The sequence below is a fragment of the Planctomycetaceae bacterium genome, from assembly GCA_039680605.1.
Lineage (GTDB): Bacteria > Planctomycetota > Phycisphaerae > SM23-33 > SM23-33 > JAJFUU01.
In genome coordinates, this window is sequence record JBDKTA010000011.1 from 1 (window position 1) to 15,303 (window position 15,303).

A 15,303-nucleotide genomic window follows, 5' to 3' on the forward strand; every position below is an offset into this window, starting at 1 on the left:
GGCTGATCGGATCCAAAACAAGTGAAAAGACCCTTTGGGGTAGCAGAATGCCGCCATTGCACCGCCATTCCTGCACAAATCGACCGAAAATAATCTGCATAAATCTATAACTGCGGAAGTTGGGCTACGGCCGAGCGTCTAATTCTTCTCGCCCGCTCGTACACTGGAATAGACGAGCCTTTTGTGGGAGGAGAAGCTATGCGTGCAGCAATTACATTCGGGATGACGGTCCTTGCCGGGGCTGGGCTATTTGCAGCGGGGTGCGCGAGTACCTACGAGCCCTGCACGTCCGCGTCGCCCACCACTTATCAGGACAGTGCGGCCGATTCGCCCACCATCTACGACATCGCGCGGCAATCGGCCAACACCGCCGTCGAAGGGCGCAGCTTGTTGGAGCCGCAAACGCCGCCAGACACTGGCGCCCAGGCGAGCCCCACGCCGGCGGGAAATGCCGCCGAGGCCGCACCCACGCCTGCGCCGCGCCGGCCTTGCGGATGGCGTTAGTGCGTGCGGATGTTGGGAATCGGGTTATTCGAGGACATGATTGCGAGGTTGCGATTGCGGACCTTCTGCCGGTCGCAGTGCCGGTCTGGAGAAACTTTGAAAGAGGCAGCTATGGCTGCCGTACTCCATAGTCACCGGCTGGTTGAAAAAACATCCAGGGCGGCGTCACGGCCGCCGCACTCCAGGGTCGCCTTGCGGCGACGGCAATCATTTGTAGTTGCGGATCGCCTCGAGGAACTTTTGGCCGAACAGGTCGAGCTTCTTCTGGCCTACGCCGGTGATTTCGAGCAGGGCCTGGGGGGTGGTGGGCAGGTCGCGGGCCATCTCGTGCAGGGTGCGGTCGGAGAAGACCACGTACGGCGGCACGCCGCGCTCAAAGGCCAGGGCGCTGCGCACCTCGCGGAGCTTCTGGAACAGATCCGGGTCGTAATCGGTGATCGGCGCGGCGGCCTCGGACGTGCCGGCGGAGCGGCCCTTGCGGACTCGCACTTTGGCGGCGGGCTCTTCCGTGCGGCGCAGCACCTTGAACGTCGCCCGGCCAAAGAGCACGTCGCGGCCCTTGTCGCTCAGGCCCAGCACGGGGTAGCGGTCGCCGGCCACCAGCAGGCACTGCTGGGCGATGAGGTTGTCGACGATGTTGAGCCACGCGCGTTTGTCGCCGCGGTCTTTGCCGGCGCCGTAAGTCTTGATCTGGTCGTGACCGAGCGAGCGGATCCGTTCGGTGTTGGCGCCGATGACGACGTCCACCACGTGATTGGCCCCGAACCGCTCGCCAGTGCGAGCCACGGCAGACATCAGGATCTGCGCCTCGACGGTGGCCTCGATCAGTTCGACGTTGCCCGAGCAGACGTCGCAGGCCTGGCAGTTGTCGTGGGGGTACGTCTCGCCGAAGTACGCCAGCAGTTGGGCGCGCCGGCAGGCGCTGGCGGTGGCGTAGCGGACCATGCCGGACAACTGCGCCGCCGCGGCGGCCCGCAGCGTGTCGTCCTCGATGGCGTCGATGAAGTAGCGAATCTTGGGTATGTCCGCCCGCGAGAAGAACAGCAGGCACCGCGCCGCCTCGCCGTCGCGTCCGGCGCGGCCGGTCTCCTGGTAGTAGCCTTCCATGTTCTTGGGCAGGTCGCCATGCACGACGAACCGCACGTTGGACTTGTCGATCCCCATGCCGAAGGCGATGGTGGCGACGACGACCTGGACCTTGTCGTTGTTGAAGGCCTCCTGGTTCTTGCGGCGGGTCTCGGGAGTCAGGCCGGCGTGGTAGGGCAGGGCCTTGATCCCGCCGCTCTTGAGCGCCGCGGCGGTGGCCTCGACGTCCTTGCGCGTGGTGCGGTAGACGATCCCGCTCTCGTCGGCGTGTGCTTTGATGAACTTCAGGAGCTGGCGGTCCAGGTCGCCCTTGGTCTGCACTTCATAGAAGAGGTTGGGCCGGTCGAACGATGCGCGCGTCACGTGCGGGCGGCGCAGGCCCAGGCGAGCGATGACGTCCTCCTGCACGCGATGGGTGGCGGTGGCGGTGAAGGCCGCGACAGGAACGTCCTTGAACGCCTTGACGAGCTGCGAAAGCTGCAGGTAGTCGGGGCGGAAGTCGTGGCCCCACTCGCTGATGCAGTGGGCCTCGTCGACGGCGAACAGGCAGATCTTCGACTCGCGCAGGGCGGCGATGAAATGGTCCATCGCCAGCCGCTCGGGCGAGACGTACAGCAGGTCCAGCTCGCCGGCCCGCAGGCGGTGGTACACCCCGCGGCGGGCGGTGTCGTCCATGGCGCTGTTGAGGAACTCTGCATGCAGGCCGGTGCCCTTGGCGCCGTCGACCTGGTCTTTCATCAGCGAGATCAGCGGGCTGATCACCACGCACGTGCCGGCCATCAGGTGCGAGGGCAACTGGTAGCACAGGCTCTTGCCCCCGCCGGTGGGCATGACGGCAAAGACGTCGCGCCCGGCGATGATCGCCCGAACGATCGATTCCTGGTTGGCGCGAAAGGCTGCAAACCCAAATATCTTCTTCAAAGCCGCCAGGACCGGATCTGGTTGTGCGCTCATGTCATTCTCTTCCGAAAAACAAGATTACGTCCACGAATGTCACGAATGTCACGAATGGGGGAAACAAAGACGGAATATTGGAAGAATGGAATAATGGAAATAAGGAATGGAAGGCTGGGCCGATCTGTACCATTGATTCCGTTCATTCCACCATTCCATCATTCCCTTCTTCCTGCTTTTTCCCCGTTCCTATTCGTGTCATCCGCCTTCGCCAAGGCTACGGCGGACAGGTTCGTGGACTAATTTCTTGCTGTTGTTTTCAGTATTGCGGCGATGCGCTGGGCGGCTTGGCCGTCCCAGAGCGGGGGGATCTTGCCCGGGGCGCCTTTGCCGGCCATCGTCGCGCGGTAGGCTTCGATGATCTTCCGCGGATCGGTGCCGACGATCATGTTCGAGCCGACCTCTGCCGTGACGGGCCGCTCGGTGTTCTCCCGCAGCGTCAGGCAGGGCACCTTGAGGATGGTCGTCTCTTCCTGGATGCCGCCCGAGTCGGTCAGCACGATCCGGGCGTGGGCGGTGAGTTTGAGGAAATCGAGATAACCCATCGGGTCGACCAGTCGCAGGTTGGGCATGGCCGCCAGTCGGGCCGACAGCGGCCCGGTCGAGAGGTTCTTGCGCGTGCGGGGGTGGATGGGGAAGATGATGGGCATGTCTTTCTGCACGACATCGAGGGCCTCGAGCAGGCCGCCGAGCACGGCAGGGTCGTCGACGTTGCTGGGGCGGTGCAGCGTCAGGACCGCGTACGAACCGGGTGCGATTTTGAGCTCATCGAGCACGGTGGACTGCTCGGCCTTGTCGCGGTTCTTGAGCAGCGTGTCGATCATCACGTTGCCGACCAGGTGGATGCGATGCGGGGCCACGCCCTCGCGGAGCAGGTTGTCCACGCCGCTTTGTTCGGTGCAGAAGAGGATGTCGCTGATCGAGTCGGTCAGGACGCGGTTGATCTCCTCGGGCATGCGGCGGTCGTTGCTGCGCAGCCCCGCCTCGACATGCACCAGCGTGACGCCGAGCTTGACGGCCACCAGGCCGCAGGCGATGGTGCTGTTGACGTCGCCGACGACCAGGACCATATCGGGCTTGTGTTCGAGCACGACCGGCTCGAAGGCCTTCATGACCTCGGCGGTCTGCACGGCGTGGCTGCCCGACCCGACGCCGAGGTTCACGTCGGGTTGGGGAATGCCCAACTGCTCGAAGAACAGATCGCTCATTTTCTTGTCGTAATGCTGGCCGGTGTGGACGAGCATGGGCTCGATGCCCGGCGTGGCGGCGAAGGCTTCCATCAGAGGCGCGATCTTCATAAAGTTCGGACGTGCCCCGGCGACATTGATGATCTTCATTGGGAATCCTTTCTCACGATCGTAATGATACCCCACAAGAATCCGGTCATCCAGAGGTTGCGCCCCGAAGAACTGCAGGAACGCCAAACAGCAAGCTCTTATGGATCGCCTGGCGCGATCACGGGATCTTGAGGCGCAGGCTCAGGTGCAGGCTCGGGCGCGGGATCGGGCGCAGGATCGGCTGCGGGTTGCGGCGCCGAGGGTGGCAGCTTTGCCTGGGGCGGGTCGTTCATCCATTCTCGCCGGGCTACCGCGCCGTTGTGGAAGTGGATGATCGCCTTGTAGTACGGTTTGAAGTGCTCGTACTCCCAGGCGTCGGGGCCTTCGATCTTGGGTTTGCCCAGGATGCCCCGCACCTCATAAGCGGGCATGCCGGTGTAGAGCGTGTCATACCGCTGACGCGAAAACTGCGGCGTGTTCGTGCAGCCGCCCAGCAGCGCCATCGTCACCATCCACGGCAGGACCCTGTTCATCACGATCTCCAGGGGCTACTTCTCGGCAACCAGTTGGTGTTGGACCTCGATCCGCTGGGTGTAGGGGCTCGAGTAATACACCACCAGGACATATTGGGCGCCGGGCTCGGCGCCGCTCCATTGGAGGCGGAAGCGGTAATTGCGATCCATCTTCTGCCAATGCATCATGTTGCTCTTGACGTCGCCCAGCGGCACTTGCCAGGTGATCAACCGCCCGCCGCGCGGATCGGTCGTGCCCGGAACGAAGCTGAACAACTCGAAGCGGAACGTCCCAAACGCTTTGGTCGTGTCGCCGAAGGCGTCGAGCGCCTCGACGCGGACATCGAGACCGTAGCCGCTCTTGGCGTCGAGCAGCTTGATTGCCGAAAATGGATGGACCCGCAATTTGGCCGGCAGCATGGTGTCGATCGGGCTGGGTAGGGGGATGGAACCGGCCTCGAACGTCGTCAGGTCCTGCGACGAGCCCTTAAAGACTCCGGACATGTCGCCGCACCCGCTCAGCAACGTCAGGCAGGCCACAAGAACCGATTGTAATACGCGAGTTCTCAAGGCCGCAATTATAGGCCCTGCCAGCCGAGCGGGTCAATGCGTACCTTGGTACCACTAATGCCTCGTCTCCTGAATTCCCGTACTGATTTGATCCGGGGGGATCAAATCAGCCGCTGAGGTCGCTGAGGTCGCTGAGGGAAGAAGTTGTTTTGTCTTTTCACATCCTCAGCGTCCTCAGCGACCTCTGCGGCTTGATGTCGGCGGCAGTAATCGCATTCTGCAACAGGTTGCAGGCCAAGCCCGCGATGAAATCTTTGTGGCAAAGTTGTTTGGCCTGGAGGTGCAGCGATTTAATTCTCATGGTCCATGGTGAACAAAAGCACCCAAACCCGGATCGTTAGGAGTTCGTGGAGTCGCCGACGGACTATTCCCCCCGCGAGTCTTCAAAAAAATACCGACGCTGGGGCGTCACAAAGTTGAACAGCCACACGCTCTCAACGGCGGGCGTTTCGACCGACATTGCGGTGCGGCGGATCACGGTGGTCTTTCTGTGCTGGACCGACAGCAGGCGCCGCGCGTCGCCGGTCTCGTCCACGTCGTACATCGCGATCGTCACGTTCGTGACGCCCGGGGCGCCGATAAGACCGTCGCGGTAGAACGTGATCTGTCGCAGACGGGAGGTGTCTACCGGCACGACCAGGCGCAGGCTGCGCATGAGGCCTCCGAAATGCACCTGCACTCCGCCGGGTCCGGCGGGAGGGAAAAGCACGGCCAGTGAATCGCTCTGGCGGCGTGGAACGACCACCACGCGGCTGGCGCCGGAGAAGACGAACGTCGGCGCCAGCGGGCTGTCATAGGCGATGCTCACCCTGCGCCCGGGCGAGACCTGGATGTCGATAGCGATCCACAAATCTTCGCCGCTTCTGTAGAAGGTCAGCGTGACGTGATCGAGACGGTCCCATTGGCGGACGAGTTCGGCTACCAGTCCCAGGGACAGGATGGCGATCCTGAGGCCCTTCTCGGCGGCGCGGGGCAACTCGCCGGTGCTGGGGGCCGACGGCGCGCGGCGGTAGTATCGCTCCAGAAGTTCTGCCAGGCGGTCCTCGAGGTCCTCGCGCCGGTCGCTGCGGTCGAGTTCGGCCATCACCAGCGGGCGCAGGTCCGGCGGGGCGATCTTGCCCGCCCAGGCGAAACCGATCTGCAGCGTGATCTGCGTCAGGACCTGGCGGAACTGGGTGTAGTCGTCGTCGTCCATGGGGGCAGTGATGATTCTTTCGTTGAACTGTGTCAGCAACATATCGAGGATCGGCCGCGCGGCGATGCCGGCTTTGCCGCCGAGGCCCGGGGCGCCGCGTCCCTCGGCGGCGCGGATAACCCTTTGGCCGGCGGCCAACGCCGAGGCGATCTTCTGCGCCCAGCGGTGCGGGTCTTCATACCACTGCCCCGCCAGCACCTCGGCCAGATTGTCCAGTTGCACGCGGGTCTTTTCCAACAGGGCCGCCAGCCTCTGGGCTTGCCCGGCAGTGAAGTTGAGTTCCACCTTTGGGGCGTGCCCCTGGAGGGCGTTCTTGACTTGGGTCAGGCTGGTCGCGGCCAATTGCGCATCCTGCGTGCGGCGGATCGTCCAGACGGAGGGCACCTGCCGCCCGCCGATGTCCATCAGCGCCGGCGAGACGCCGACGGTCGGATCGGCGTCGATGGTCCAGTAGCGGTCGAACTCGCCGGGGGCGAGTTTCTCCTGCCGCAGGCAGCCGCCGGCGCAGAGTGCCACGGCCGACACCAGGACCCAGAGGACGGATCGCGAAGTCCCGGCGCGGGGGTTCATTCCAACGTCCTCCGGGCCCCTTGAGAGGTCGGGGCGGCTGAAGGGTTCTTCCGGCGGGCCATCTCCTCCAGCCGCTGGGCCATTGCCGACGGCGGGAACGTGCCCCTTCCATTCAGCGCCAGGCCGATCTGCCGCCACGAGGAAACGACCTGCACGTCCTGGGGCAAGCGGCGTATCTTGCCCGCCAGCTCGCGCAGTTGCGGCGGCGGCGCATCGGGAGGCTCGAAGATCAGGAACGACTTCATGCCGCTGTCGTGGTACGCCTGCACGTCGCCGATGCGATTGCCGATGCCCAGTTCTACCCGCGAGAAATCCTTCTGCAGACCCGTCAGCGCCTCAGCTTTGTATTCGGAGCTGCCGCGCAGGAAACTCGTCCACTCCGCCAGCAGAAGCGGACCGCGCGGAAAGCGGTGGTCCCGCAGCCACTGGCGGGTCGTGTTGGTGAAATAGTTGGGCCGGTGCGTGAGGTAGACGATCGTGTGCGAGGCCGCCAGTTGAGCCAGCACCTCCTGTGAATGGGCCATGGGTGCAGTTTCCCCCGGCCGGTTGAGGAGCAGTTGCTCGAAGCCGCCGGCCACGATCGTGTAGTCCAGGTCGACGACGGCGATGGGGCAGTCGCTCTTGCGGCAGTAGATCGTCAGGGCCTGGTCGTGCGGGGGCTTGGCGCGCAGGCCCACCGGCGAGACGGCGGCAGTGAATTGGTAATCCCCCTCCGCCGGCGGCGTGAAGGCGACCTTGGCGGCGCCCTGGTCATCGGTCTGGGCGAACGTGGGCGCCTGCCCCGCGCGGCGGAACACGATGACGTAGCCGGGGCTGCTGCGCAGCAGGTCGCCCGTGCGCAGGCGCGCTTCGAGATCCACCCGGCGCCGCGGCGGCGTCAGCACGTCCAGCGTGATCAGCAGTCCGTCACGCGTGTCGCCCAGCACGCCGGACACCCCGCACCCGGTGCAGCAGCACGCCGCCAGGGCCAAGACAACTATTGTCTTCCACATGAGCCGTTTCCCCAGCCTGAAGTTTAGCGCGTGGAAAACAAACCTTCCGCCGCGCTAGCATAAGCGATGGACTCATCGCAGGGGGAAGGGACGACGTGAAGGCACGATCGCTGGCACTGATCATGGTCGCCGCGGCCGCCGCGGGCTGCGGACAGACGGTGGAGGTCAAGTACGTCCTGCCGCCGGCGGCGCCGCTGGGGGGCACCGTATCCCGTCTGCGATTGGTTTCGCTCCAGGCCGACCCGCCAGCCGGGCAGCGGCTCGGCGAGATCTTTCGCCGCACGCAAGCCCAGTGTCTGCGCGGGGCGGATTCGGCGCCGTCGGCCGGAGTCACCGCCCATGTCTGGACCGAGGTGACGGACCATACTCAGCCGCGACAGTTGCTCGTGCGCCATCGCGGAACGACGCAGCAGCAGGCCGTGCCTGCCCTGGTGCGCACGGTGAGGGTGCGGGCGGTCTTTGGCGTCGCCGCCGACGGCGGGGGCAGGGCCGACATCGAGCTGCGGCACCAGTGGAAGTCGATGGGCGACCCGCGCGTGCGAGGCCCCAACGGCCTGCACCGCCCTGACGACCCGTCGCGCGTTCCGGATGTCGACGTGGTGACCGAGGAGCTTTTCGCCCTGTGCGTCAAAGAGCTCTGCGACATGCTCGCCCCGGTCGAGATGACCGCCAGCGTTCCGCGACGCGTCGTATGGCCTTTCGAACGCGACAGCGTCAACGCGCGCTTCAACGAAACGCTCGAACTGGAGCGTCGCGCCGCGGCGGAGCAGGGCGATCTGACTGTCGTGCTGGAACGCTACCGCCGGCTGCTCGATGGCGGCGGCGACGACGAAGAGCTCCGCCAGGCGGTCCATCGCGTCGAGCACGCGCGGGAGATCATCGCCGCCGCTCGGCCAGGCACGCAGGCGACGAAGAAGTGACACCCAGTCCCGGGGGAAAGTCGCGGCGGAGGCACCAAGTATTTATCAAAGCCGTTGTGTGGCTTTGATGAATACTTGCGCTGAGCAGGGTACACGACGCGGCAGGCTCACTCTTTGGGCTTGTCGCCCTCGTCGGTTTCGTCGCCCTTGTCCTCGGCCGTGTCCTGCGGCAGGGCGCGCGATTCGACGCCGCGCGCCGGAAAGAGCTTGTTCCACACGCGGCTGATGGTTCCTCGCTGGGCGGCGGCGAGTTCGTCCTCGGCCCGGCGCACGCACGCCTGCCAGACGCCGGCAAAGGCCGGGGCGTTCTCGTTCATCATCTCGATCGCCCGCTGGTAGACCTCGAGCGTGCGCCGCTCGCGCCGGTCGGGCTTTTCCTGCAGCGCGCCGATGGCCACGCGCAGGTTCTCGTTCTGCTGGCGAAGGTCCTCGATCTGGCTTTGGCGCTGGGCCACGCCCTGGCTCGTCACGTCCAGGTGCGTCGAAAGATAGCTCTTGAGATCGGCAATCTGCCTGTCACGCTCGGCGAGCTGGCGCTTCAGAGCCAGCCGCTTGACGATGCCGACGTACGCGATCATCAGCACCGCGAACAGGCCGATCAGCAGCCCCCAGGTAAAGGGGTGCTTCAGGATGTCCCAGATTGTGTCCCACATGGATCAGTCTCCTCGCCGCCCCGCACGGACAGGCAATTCTAGGGCGGCCCCCGGCTTGCACACAAGAAACAAAGATCCGCCATGTGCCATCTGTGACGACATCCCGCGGCGCGGTATGCTCAGAGGCCATGAAACCCGCCGCTGCAATCATGATGGCCGTCGCGATGGTCCTGGGCGCGTGCTCGTCGGCCGAGAGCTACCTGCCTGACGACGCCCGCACGCGCGCCGCCGATGCACAGGTGCGCGCCCGCTGGGGCAAGGGCCTGGCTGATCTGCCCCAAGAGACGCTGGTGCTCATCAGCCCGCACAATCGCAACATCCAGCAGGAGTTCGAGTGGGCCTTCTCGCTGGACCAGGCCCTGCGCCGCGGGCGGCGCGTGCGCTGCGAGTGGCGCGACGTCGGCGGCGGGGGCAGCGCCATCCGCAAGCACCTCACGAACGTGCTGGTTGTCGGCAAGGCTTCCTCAGCCGATATTGATGTGCTCTGGGGTGGCGGCGATCTCGACTACCCCTTCTACACGCAGAACCAGATGCTCGAGCGGCTTGACCTGCGGCCGGAGATTCTCGAGCAGATCCCCCGCGAACTGGGAGGCGTCACCTTCTACGAGAAGGACGGCTATTGGGCCGGCTCGGTCGTCAGCGCGTTTGGGTTCGTCTACAACGCTACGATGCTCCGACGATGCGGCGTCGCCTTTCCTGCTCAGTGGCAGGACCTGGCACGCCCTGAACTGGCCGACCGGATCACCTTGGCGGACCCGGCCCAGTCGAGTTCGGCCGCCGCCGCTTATCTGACCGTCGTGCGCTCGGGCAAGGACTGGCCCGACGGATGGGCGCGCCTGCTGGCGATGCTGGCCAACGCCGACCGCTTCAGCGACAGCGCCGGCACCGCCGCCAGCGGTCCGCTGGTCGGCACGGCGCTGGTGGCGGCCTGCATCGACTTCTATGGCGCCCTGCGCGTGGCCGAGGCTCCGGGCGAGATCGTCTACGTCAGCCCGCACGGGCAGACGACCTTCACCCCCGACCCTATCGCCGTTTTGAGAAAGCCCCCGCATCCGGAACTGGCGCAAGAGTTCGTGAACTTTGTGCTCTCCGCCCGAGGACAAGCGCTTTGGGCCCTGCCTGTAGGCAGCCCCGACGGACCAGTGCGAAACGCCCTGGGCCGCCTGCCCATTCGCAAAGACGTCTACCGCCTCTACGGCGGACAATTCATGGGCGGCCTGGCGGATCCCTACGAGGCCGGCCAGTCCATGACGCTGCAAGGCTTCGGGCGCAAGGTCAGCTTCGATGCCCTGCGGCAACTGGTCAAGACCGCCGCCGTCGACAACGCCCAGGCGCTCAAGGCCGCTCGGCGGCGGATGGCCGCCGCCGCCGGCGCCGACGAGGCCGCCGCGCTGCGGCGCCAGTTCAACCGCCTGCCGGACAATGTGGCGACCCTGGAGGAGATGGCCAAATTGAGCCCACGGCTCAAGGACGAAGTGGAGCGGGAAAAGCTTCTGACCCAGTGGCAGGCGTTCTTTGCCGAGAAATATGACCGGATCGCCCGCGGCCTGGCCTCGCCGGAGAACGCCCCATGACAGACCTGCCGATGCCCATCGTGTTGCCGCAGCGCAAAACCCGGCGGGGCGGCCCGGTGTCCGTCACCGCGGCGATTGTGATCGGGGCGGCCCTGCTGGCAACGCTGATCGTTCCGGTCGCCACGGCCATTGCCAAGGGCTTCATGCTCAAGGACCAGCCCAGCCTGTATTGGCTGGGCCGCGTGCTGGGCAACCCGGTCCTGATGGGCCAGTTGGGCAACTCGGTGCTGCTGGCGGCGACGACAACCGGCCTGTGCCTGCTGATGGGCGTGCCGCTGGCGGTGTTGCGCGTGCGATGCCGGTTCCGCGGGCAGGGGTTGCTGGGGCTGCTGGTGCTGGCGCCGCTGATCCTGCCGCCCTTTGTGGGGGCCTTGTCGCTGCAGCATCTGGCCAGCCGGTACGGATCGTTCAATCTGCTGCTGGAGCACATGGGCCTGCTGGACTTCTCGCGCGACCTGCCGCCGGACTGGCTGGGCGGAGGCTTTGCCGGCGCGGCCGTGCTTCAGGCCCTGCACCTGTTCCCGATCCTGTACCTCAACGCCGCCGCCGCGCTGGCCAATGTCGATCCGGCGTACGCGCAGGCAGCCCGCAATCTGGGGGCCTCGCCGCTGCGGACGTTCTTTCGCATCACGCTGCCGCTGATGGCGCCGGGCCTGTTCGCCGGGGCGACGCTGGTGTTCATCTGGTCGTTCACCGACGTGGGCGTGCCGCTCATGCTCGACTACCAGAACCTGCTGCCGGTGACGATCTTCAAGGAGCTCGTCAGCAGCGACACCGGCGGGCGGACCTTCTCGCTGGTCTTTCTCATGCTCGGCAGCTCCGTCATGTTGTACGTCGTGGGCAAGTTCATCTTCGGGCGCCACGCCGCCGGCGAGGCGTCCAAGGCCTCCTTCGCCGATCAGCCGCGGCAGTTGGGCGCCGCGGGCACGCTGGGGGCCTGGGCGCTGATGGGCGGACTCGCTGCGGCGGCCCTGGCGCCGCACGCGGGCGTGGTGCTGATGGCCCTGTCGCAGCGATGGGTCAACACGGTTCTGCCCAGCCAGTACACGCTGGAGCATCTCAAGTTCGTCGTCAGCGACCCGGCGACCTACGCCAGCATCGTCAACAGCCTCAAATACGCCGGGACAGCCACGCTGCTCGACGTGATCATCGGCTTGGCCATCGCCCTGCTGGTGGTGCGGGTCAAGGTGCGCGGCGGCGCGTGGCTCGACGGCATGGCGATGCTTCCCCTGGCGGTGCCGGGCGTGATCCTGGCGGCGGGATACGTCGCGCTGACGGCGGCCGGGCCGCTCGAGAGCATCGGGCCGCGGCACAATCCGTTTATCATCCTGGTGGTGGCGTACGCGGTGCGACGCGTGCCGTTCATGGTGCGGGGCGCCTCAGCCGGGCTGGCGCAGGTGCCGCCGTCGCTGGAAGAAGCCGCCCGGAATCTCGGCGCCACGCCGGCCGGCGCCGCCTGGCGCATCACGCTGCCGCTGATCGCCGCCAACCTGATCGCCGCGGCCGTGCTGACCTTCGCCTTTACGGTGCTGGAGGTCAGCGACTCGCTGATCCTGGCCCAGTTGCCCCAGCACTATCCCATCACCAAGCAGATCTGGAACCTGGCCACCAGCGCCGGTTCGCCCGAGACGCCGCGACAGGCCGCCGCCCTGGGCGTCTATGGCATGGCCATGCTGGCCGCAACGATGGCCGCCGCCACGGCGCTGATGGGCAAGAAATTGGGCGCGATCTTCAGGGCTTAGAAGAAAAGGACCAAAGGGACTGCAAGGACTGCAGGGACAGAATCAGCGTCCCTTGTCCTTGCCGTCACTGCGGTCCTTTTGGTCCTTTCTTGCTTTCAGCCTGGCCGCCGTCATCCGCTCCCGTAAGCCGCCTTCCTTGAGAAAAGCCGCCTCCAACTCTCGGATCTGCCGATCCAAAAGATAGCTGCACACGCGGATCAGCCCGATGATCACGTTGGCGCTGACCGCCGGGTCCGAGTTCTCAATGCCACGGGCGAACGTGGCGTACCCAGCGCCGGGCGCGCGATTGAGCTCCCGCAACCGTCTGGCGTACGGGTGCTCCGACGTCCATTCCTCGAGCTTGCGGGCGCGCAGGAAGTCGCGGTAGTCGGCCAAGAGTTCCTCCAGGCTCGCCCGCGCCACGTTGGTCAGCTTGATCTCCATTTCTTTCGACGTGCCCGACGCCATGCTGCCTTCGACGATATTCTGCTTGCCCGACCGGGCCGCCTGGACCATCTGGTCGTGCGTGCGGCTGCGCTTGTCGATGAAGCGATCACAGAAGCAGACAGTTGCATCGTAGACGATTTCGCTCTTCTGATAAGAGAGCAGCTTTTTGTAGCCGCCATGGGGAGGTATGAAACCTTGGCTCATGCGACGCTCCCGGGGAAAGGACCCAAAGGACTGCAAGGACCGCAAGGACTTTAGCATTCTTGGAGCAGGAACGAAAGTGAGTTTCCATCAGGGCCCTCATGGTCCTTGCAGTCCCTGCAGTCCCTTTTGTCCTTTGTTGTCTCCCGGTACAATGCCTCCATGATCGACATCCATCTTGAACAGATCAGCAAGCAGTACGGCAGCGGCGCTTCTGCAGCCTGGGCACTGCGGGATGTAAACCTGCACGTCCGGCCCGGCGAGCTGTTCTTCCTGCTGGGGCCCAGCGGGTGCGGCAAGACGACGCTGCTGCGGATCATCGCCGGGCTGCTGGCCCCGACGTCCGGTCGCGTGCGGCTGGGCGAGCGCGACGTGACCGACCTGCCCATCGAACGCCGCAACACCGCGATGGTCTTTCAGAACTATGCCCTCTGGCCTCACATGAGCGTGCAGCAGAACGTCGAGTTTGGTCCGAGGATGCGCGGCCTGGCAGCCGCCGAGCGGGGCAAGGTTGCCGCCAAGAGTCTTCAGCGCGTCGAGATGGAACGCTACGCCGCCCGCAAACCCAACCAGCTTTCCGGCGGACAGCAGCAGCGCGTCGCGGTGGCGCGGGCGCTGGCGGCCGAGGCGGCCTGCCTGCTGCTCGACGAACCCCTGAGCAACCTCGACGCCAAGCTGCGTGCTTACATGCGCGGCGAGCTGCGATCGCTGATCAAAAGCGCCGGCTCCACGGCGGTCTATGTCACGCACGACCAGAAAGAGGCGCTGTCGATGGCCGACCGGGTGGCCGTCATGGACGCCGGGCGCGTCGTGCAGGTCGACACGCCCGAGGCGCTCTATCACCGCCCCGCCACGCGGTTCGTGGCTGAGTTTCTGGGCGAAGCGAACTTCATCAGCGGCACTGCCGGCGGCAAAGAAGTTCAAACGCCGCTGGGCGTGCTGCCGGCGGTTTCCAGAGAGGGCATCGCTCCCGGGGCGGCTGTCACGTGCTGCGTGAGGCCCGAACGAATCAGCGTGGAACGCGGCCAGGCGCCGGCGGGCGGGGCAGGCGGGCTCGATGCGACGATCGAGAGCAGCACGTTCATGGGCGAGGTTCGGCAGTATTGCTGCCGCATGGGCGATGGTTCTGCCTGGCGCGTGACGTCGCTGGCCGGGGTGACCGACGGCTTGGCGGCTGGCGATCGCGTGCAGTTGCGCGTCGACGCGCAAGACGTGGCGCTGCTGATGGAATGATCCCGGGTGCCATGGCGACACGCGTTGTTGTTTCTCGCGGGTCGCCATGGGGGCCGGGACGCGACACGGGCATGGGCGAGACGCCCATGCGACTCACGGGCGAGACGCCCGTGCTACTATGCCCGGGCAACTATGGACAACGAACTGATCAACGTGCTTAAGGCCACGGCGATGTTCTCCGCTTTGGACGAACAGGCCGTCGAGGCGTTCGCTCACCAGTGCCGCGTGCAGAAGGTCCGCAAGGGGCAGATGATCTTTTCGCCCGGTCAGCCGGCGGACCGGTTCTTCGCGGTGCTGGAGGGGCGGGTGAAGATCTTCATCGTCTCGCCCCGCGGCGACGAGCAGACCCTGCACCTCTACGGGCCCGGCAGCACCTTCGGCGAAGCGGCCATGCTGAGCGGGGGCGACTTCCCCGCGTACGCCGAGGCCGCCGCCGACGCGCGGGTGCTGGTGATCTCGCGCCAGTCGCTGCGCGGAGCCCTGGCCCGCAGCGCCGATCTGGCGCTGGGCATGATGGCGGGCCTGTCGGCCAAGTTGCACGAGTTCAACCGCCTGATCGAGGAACTCTCGCTCAAGGAAGTCCCCGCCCGCCTGGCCGGCGTCCTGCTGCGACAGTCACGGGCCGCCGGCAGGAAGACCTTCAAGCTCGCCCACACCAAGCGGGAGTTGGCGGCCCAGATCGGCACTGTCAGCGAAACGCTCAGCCGCGCGCTGGCCAAACTCAAGTCACTGAAACTCATCGACGTCAAAGGCTCGCAGATCACCCTGCTGGATGTGCGCGGCCTCGAAGCCCTGGCCTCAGCGGGTTAATATGGAGTGCGGCAGCCTTAGCTGCCGCTTTTGAAGTTGTTCAATTGCGAGAAACTGCCAAAGCGGCAGCTAAGGCTGCCGCAC

The 15,303-nt window shown here is 65.7% G+C and carries 13 protein-coding genes; 5 read left to right on the plus strand and 8 right to left on the minus strand.

Annotated features, from left to right (window positions below):
• Positions 1-711: 711 nt before the first annotated feature.
• From recQ to ABFD92_03950, 6 genes are all read right to left on the minus strand, one after another.
• Positions 712-2,544, minus strand: a complete 1,833-nt coding sequence (recQ, locus tag ABFD92_03925) for a DNA helicase RecQ (protein ID MEN6503664.1) — start codon at positions 2,542-2,544, stop codon at positions 712-714.
• A gap of 239 nt (positions 2,545-2,783) precedes the next feature.
• Positions 2,784-3,881, minus strand: coding sequence for a UDP-N-acetylglucosamine 2-epimerase (non-hydrolyzing) (wecB, locus tag ABFD92_03930; protein ID MEN6503665.1), 1,098 nt, complete (start codon positions 3,879-3,881; stop codon positions 2,784-2,786).
• A 98-nt stretch (positions 3,882-3,979) separates the two neighbouring features.
• Positions 3,980-4,354 (minus strand): hypothetical protein, encoded by a 375-nt coding sequence (locus ABFD92_03935; GenBank protein ID MEN6503666.1) that lies wholly within the window; start codon positions 4,352-4,354, stop codon positions 3,980-3,982.
• 15 nt (positions 4,355-4,369) lie between these two features.
• Positions 4,370-4,837 (minus strand): hypothetical protein, encoded by a 468-nt coding sequence (locus ABFD92_03940; GenBank protein ID MEN6503667.1) that lies wholly within the window; start codon positions 4,835-4,837, stop codon positions 4,370-4,372.
• A 430-nt stretch (positions 4,838-5,267) separates the two neighbouring features.
• Positions 5,268-6,668, minus strand: a complete 1,401-nt coding sequence (locus ABFD92_03945; GenBank protein ID MEN6503668.1) for a hypothetical protein — start codon at positions 6,666-6,668, stop codon at positions 5,268-5,270.
• Positions 6,665-7,660, minus strand: coding sequence for a phosphatase domain-containing protein (locus ABFD92_03950; protein ID MEN6503669.1), 996 nt, complete (start codon positions 7,658-7,660; stop codon positions 6,665-6,667). The genes ABFD92_03945 and ABFD92_03950 overlap by 4 nt, the downstream gene beginning before the upstream one ends.
• Positions 7,661-7,755: 95 nt before the next feature.
• On the opposite strand from ABFD92_03950, the gene ABFD92_03955 reads away from it, so the two are divergent.
• Positions 7,756-8,580 carry a hypothetical protein gene (locus ABFD92_03955; protein ID MEN6503670.1) on the plus strand — a complete coding sequence of 275 codons (825 nt, stop codon included), beginning with the start codon at positions 7,756-7,758 and terminating at the stop codon, positions 8,578-8,580.
• Between the two features lie 107 nt (positions 8,581-8,687).
• On the opposite strand, the gene ABFD92_03960 is transcribed toward ABFD92_03955, so the two are convergent.
• Positions 8,688-9,233 carry a hypothetical protein gene (locus tag ABFD92_03960; protein ID MEN6503671.1) on the minus strand — a complete coding sequence of 182 codons (546 nt, stop codon included), beginning with the start codon at positions 9,231-9,233 and terminating at the stop codon, positions 8,688-8,690.
• Positions 9,234-9,361: 128 nt separating this feature from the next.
• Between ABFD92_03960 and ABFD92_03965 the strand changes: the two genes are divergently transcribed.
• Positions 9,362-10,807 (plus strand): ABC transporter substrate-binding protein, encoded by a 1,446-nt coding sequence (locus ABFD92_03965; protein ID MEN6503672.1) that lies wholly within the window; start codon positions 9,362-9,364, stop codon positions 10,805-10,807.
• Entirely contained in the window at positions 10,804-12,549 is a 1,746-nt protein-coding gene (locus ABFD92_03970; protein ID MEN6503673.1) for an iron ABC transporter permease, read from the plus strand. Before ABFD92_03965 ends, ABFD92_03970 begins: the two co-directional genes overlap by 4 nt.
• Before the next feature lie 42 nt (positions 12,550-12,591).
• Here ABFD92_03970 and ABFD92_03975 read toward each other — a convergent pair whose 3' ends face one another.
• Positions 12,592-13,179, minus strand: coding sequence for a four helix bundle suffix domain-containing protein (locus ABFD92_03975; protein ID MEN6503674.1), 588 nt, complete (start codon positions 13,177-13,179; stop codon positions 12,592-12,594).
• A 159-nt stretch (positions 13,180-13,338) separates the two neighbouring features.
• Here ABFD92_03975 and ABFD92_03980 point away from each other — a divergent pair, with 159 nt between their 5' ends.
• Together ABFD92_03980 and ABFD92_03985 are read left to right on the plus strand one after the other, a co-directional pair.
• Complete coding sequence (locus ABFD92_03980; protein ID MEN6503675.1) at positions 13,339-14,409, plus strand: ABC transporter ATP-binding protein; 1,071 nt, start codon at positions 13,339-13,341, stop codon at positions 14,407-14,409.
• Positions 14,410-14,541: 132 nt separating this feature from the next.
• A complete protein-coding gene (locus ABFD92_03985; protein MEN6503676.1) occupies positions 14,542-15,219 on the plus strand; it encodes a Crp/Fnr family transcriptional regulator in 678 nt (225 codons plus the stop codon).
• Positions 15,220-15,303 lie beyond the last annotated feature (84 nt).

Excerpts from the sequence above, each read along its gene's own strand:
- ABFD92_03975 (MEN6503674.1), bottom strand. The coding sequence starts at position 13,179 with ATGAGCCAAGGTTTCATACCTCCCCATGGCGGCTACAAAAAGCTGCTC.
- ABFD92_03960 (MEN6503671.1), bottom strand. The coding sequence starts at position 9,233 with ATGTGGGACACAATCTGGGACATCCTGAAGCACCCCTTTACCTGGGGG.
- ABFD92_03970 (MEN6503673.1), top strand. The coding sequence starts at position 10,804 with ATGACAGACCTGCCGATGCCCATCGTGTTGCCGCAGCGCAAAACCCGG.
- ABFD92_03940 (MEN6503667.1), bottom strand. The coding sequence starts at position 4,837 with ATGTCCGGAGTCTTTAAGGGCTCGTCGCAGGACCTGACGACGTTCGAG.
- ABFD92_03950 (MEN6503669.1), bottom strand. The coding sequence starts at position 7,660 with ATGTGGAAGACAATAGTTGTCTTGGCCCTGGCGGCGTGCTGCTGCACC.
- ABFD92_03980 (MEN6503675.1), top strand. The coding sequence starts at position 13,339 with ATGATCGACATCCATCTTGAACAGATCAGCAAGCAGTACGGCAGCGGC.
- ABFD92_03945 (MEN6503668.1), bottom strand. The coding sequence starts at position 6,668 with ATGAACCCCCGCGCCGGGACTTCGCGATCCGTCCTCTGGGTCCTGGTG.
- wecB (MEN6503665.1), bottom strand. The coding sequence starts at position 3,881 with ATGAAGATCATCAATGTCGCCGGGGCACGTCCGAACTTTATGAAGATC.
- recQ (MEN6503664.1), bottom strand. The coding sequence starts at position 2,544 with ATGAGCGCACAACCAGATCCGGTCCTGGCGGCTTTGAAGAAGATATTT.
- ABFD92_03965 (MEN6503672.1), top strand. The coding sequence starts at position 9,362 with ATGAAACCCGCCGCTGCAATCATGATGGCCGTCGCGATGGTCCTGGGC.
- ABFD92_03985 (MEN6503676.1), top strand. The coding sequence starts at position 14,542 with ATGGACAACGAACTGATCAACGTGCTTAAGGCCACGGCGATGTTCTCC.
- ABFD92_03935 (MEN6503666.1), bottom strand. The coding sequence starts at position 4,354 with ATGAACAGGGTCCTGCCGTGGATGGTGACGATGGCGCTGCTGGGCGGC.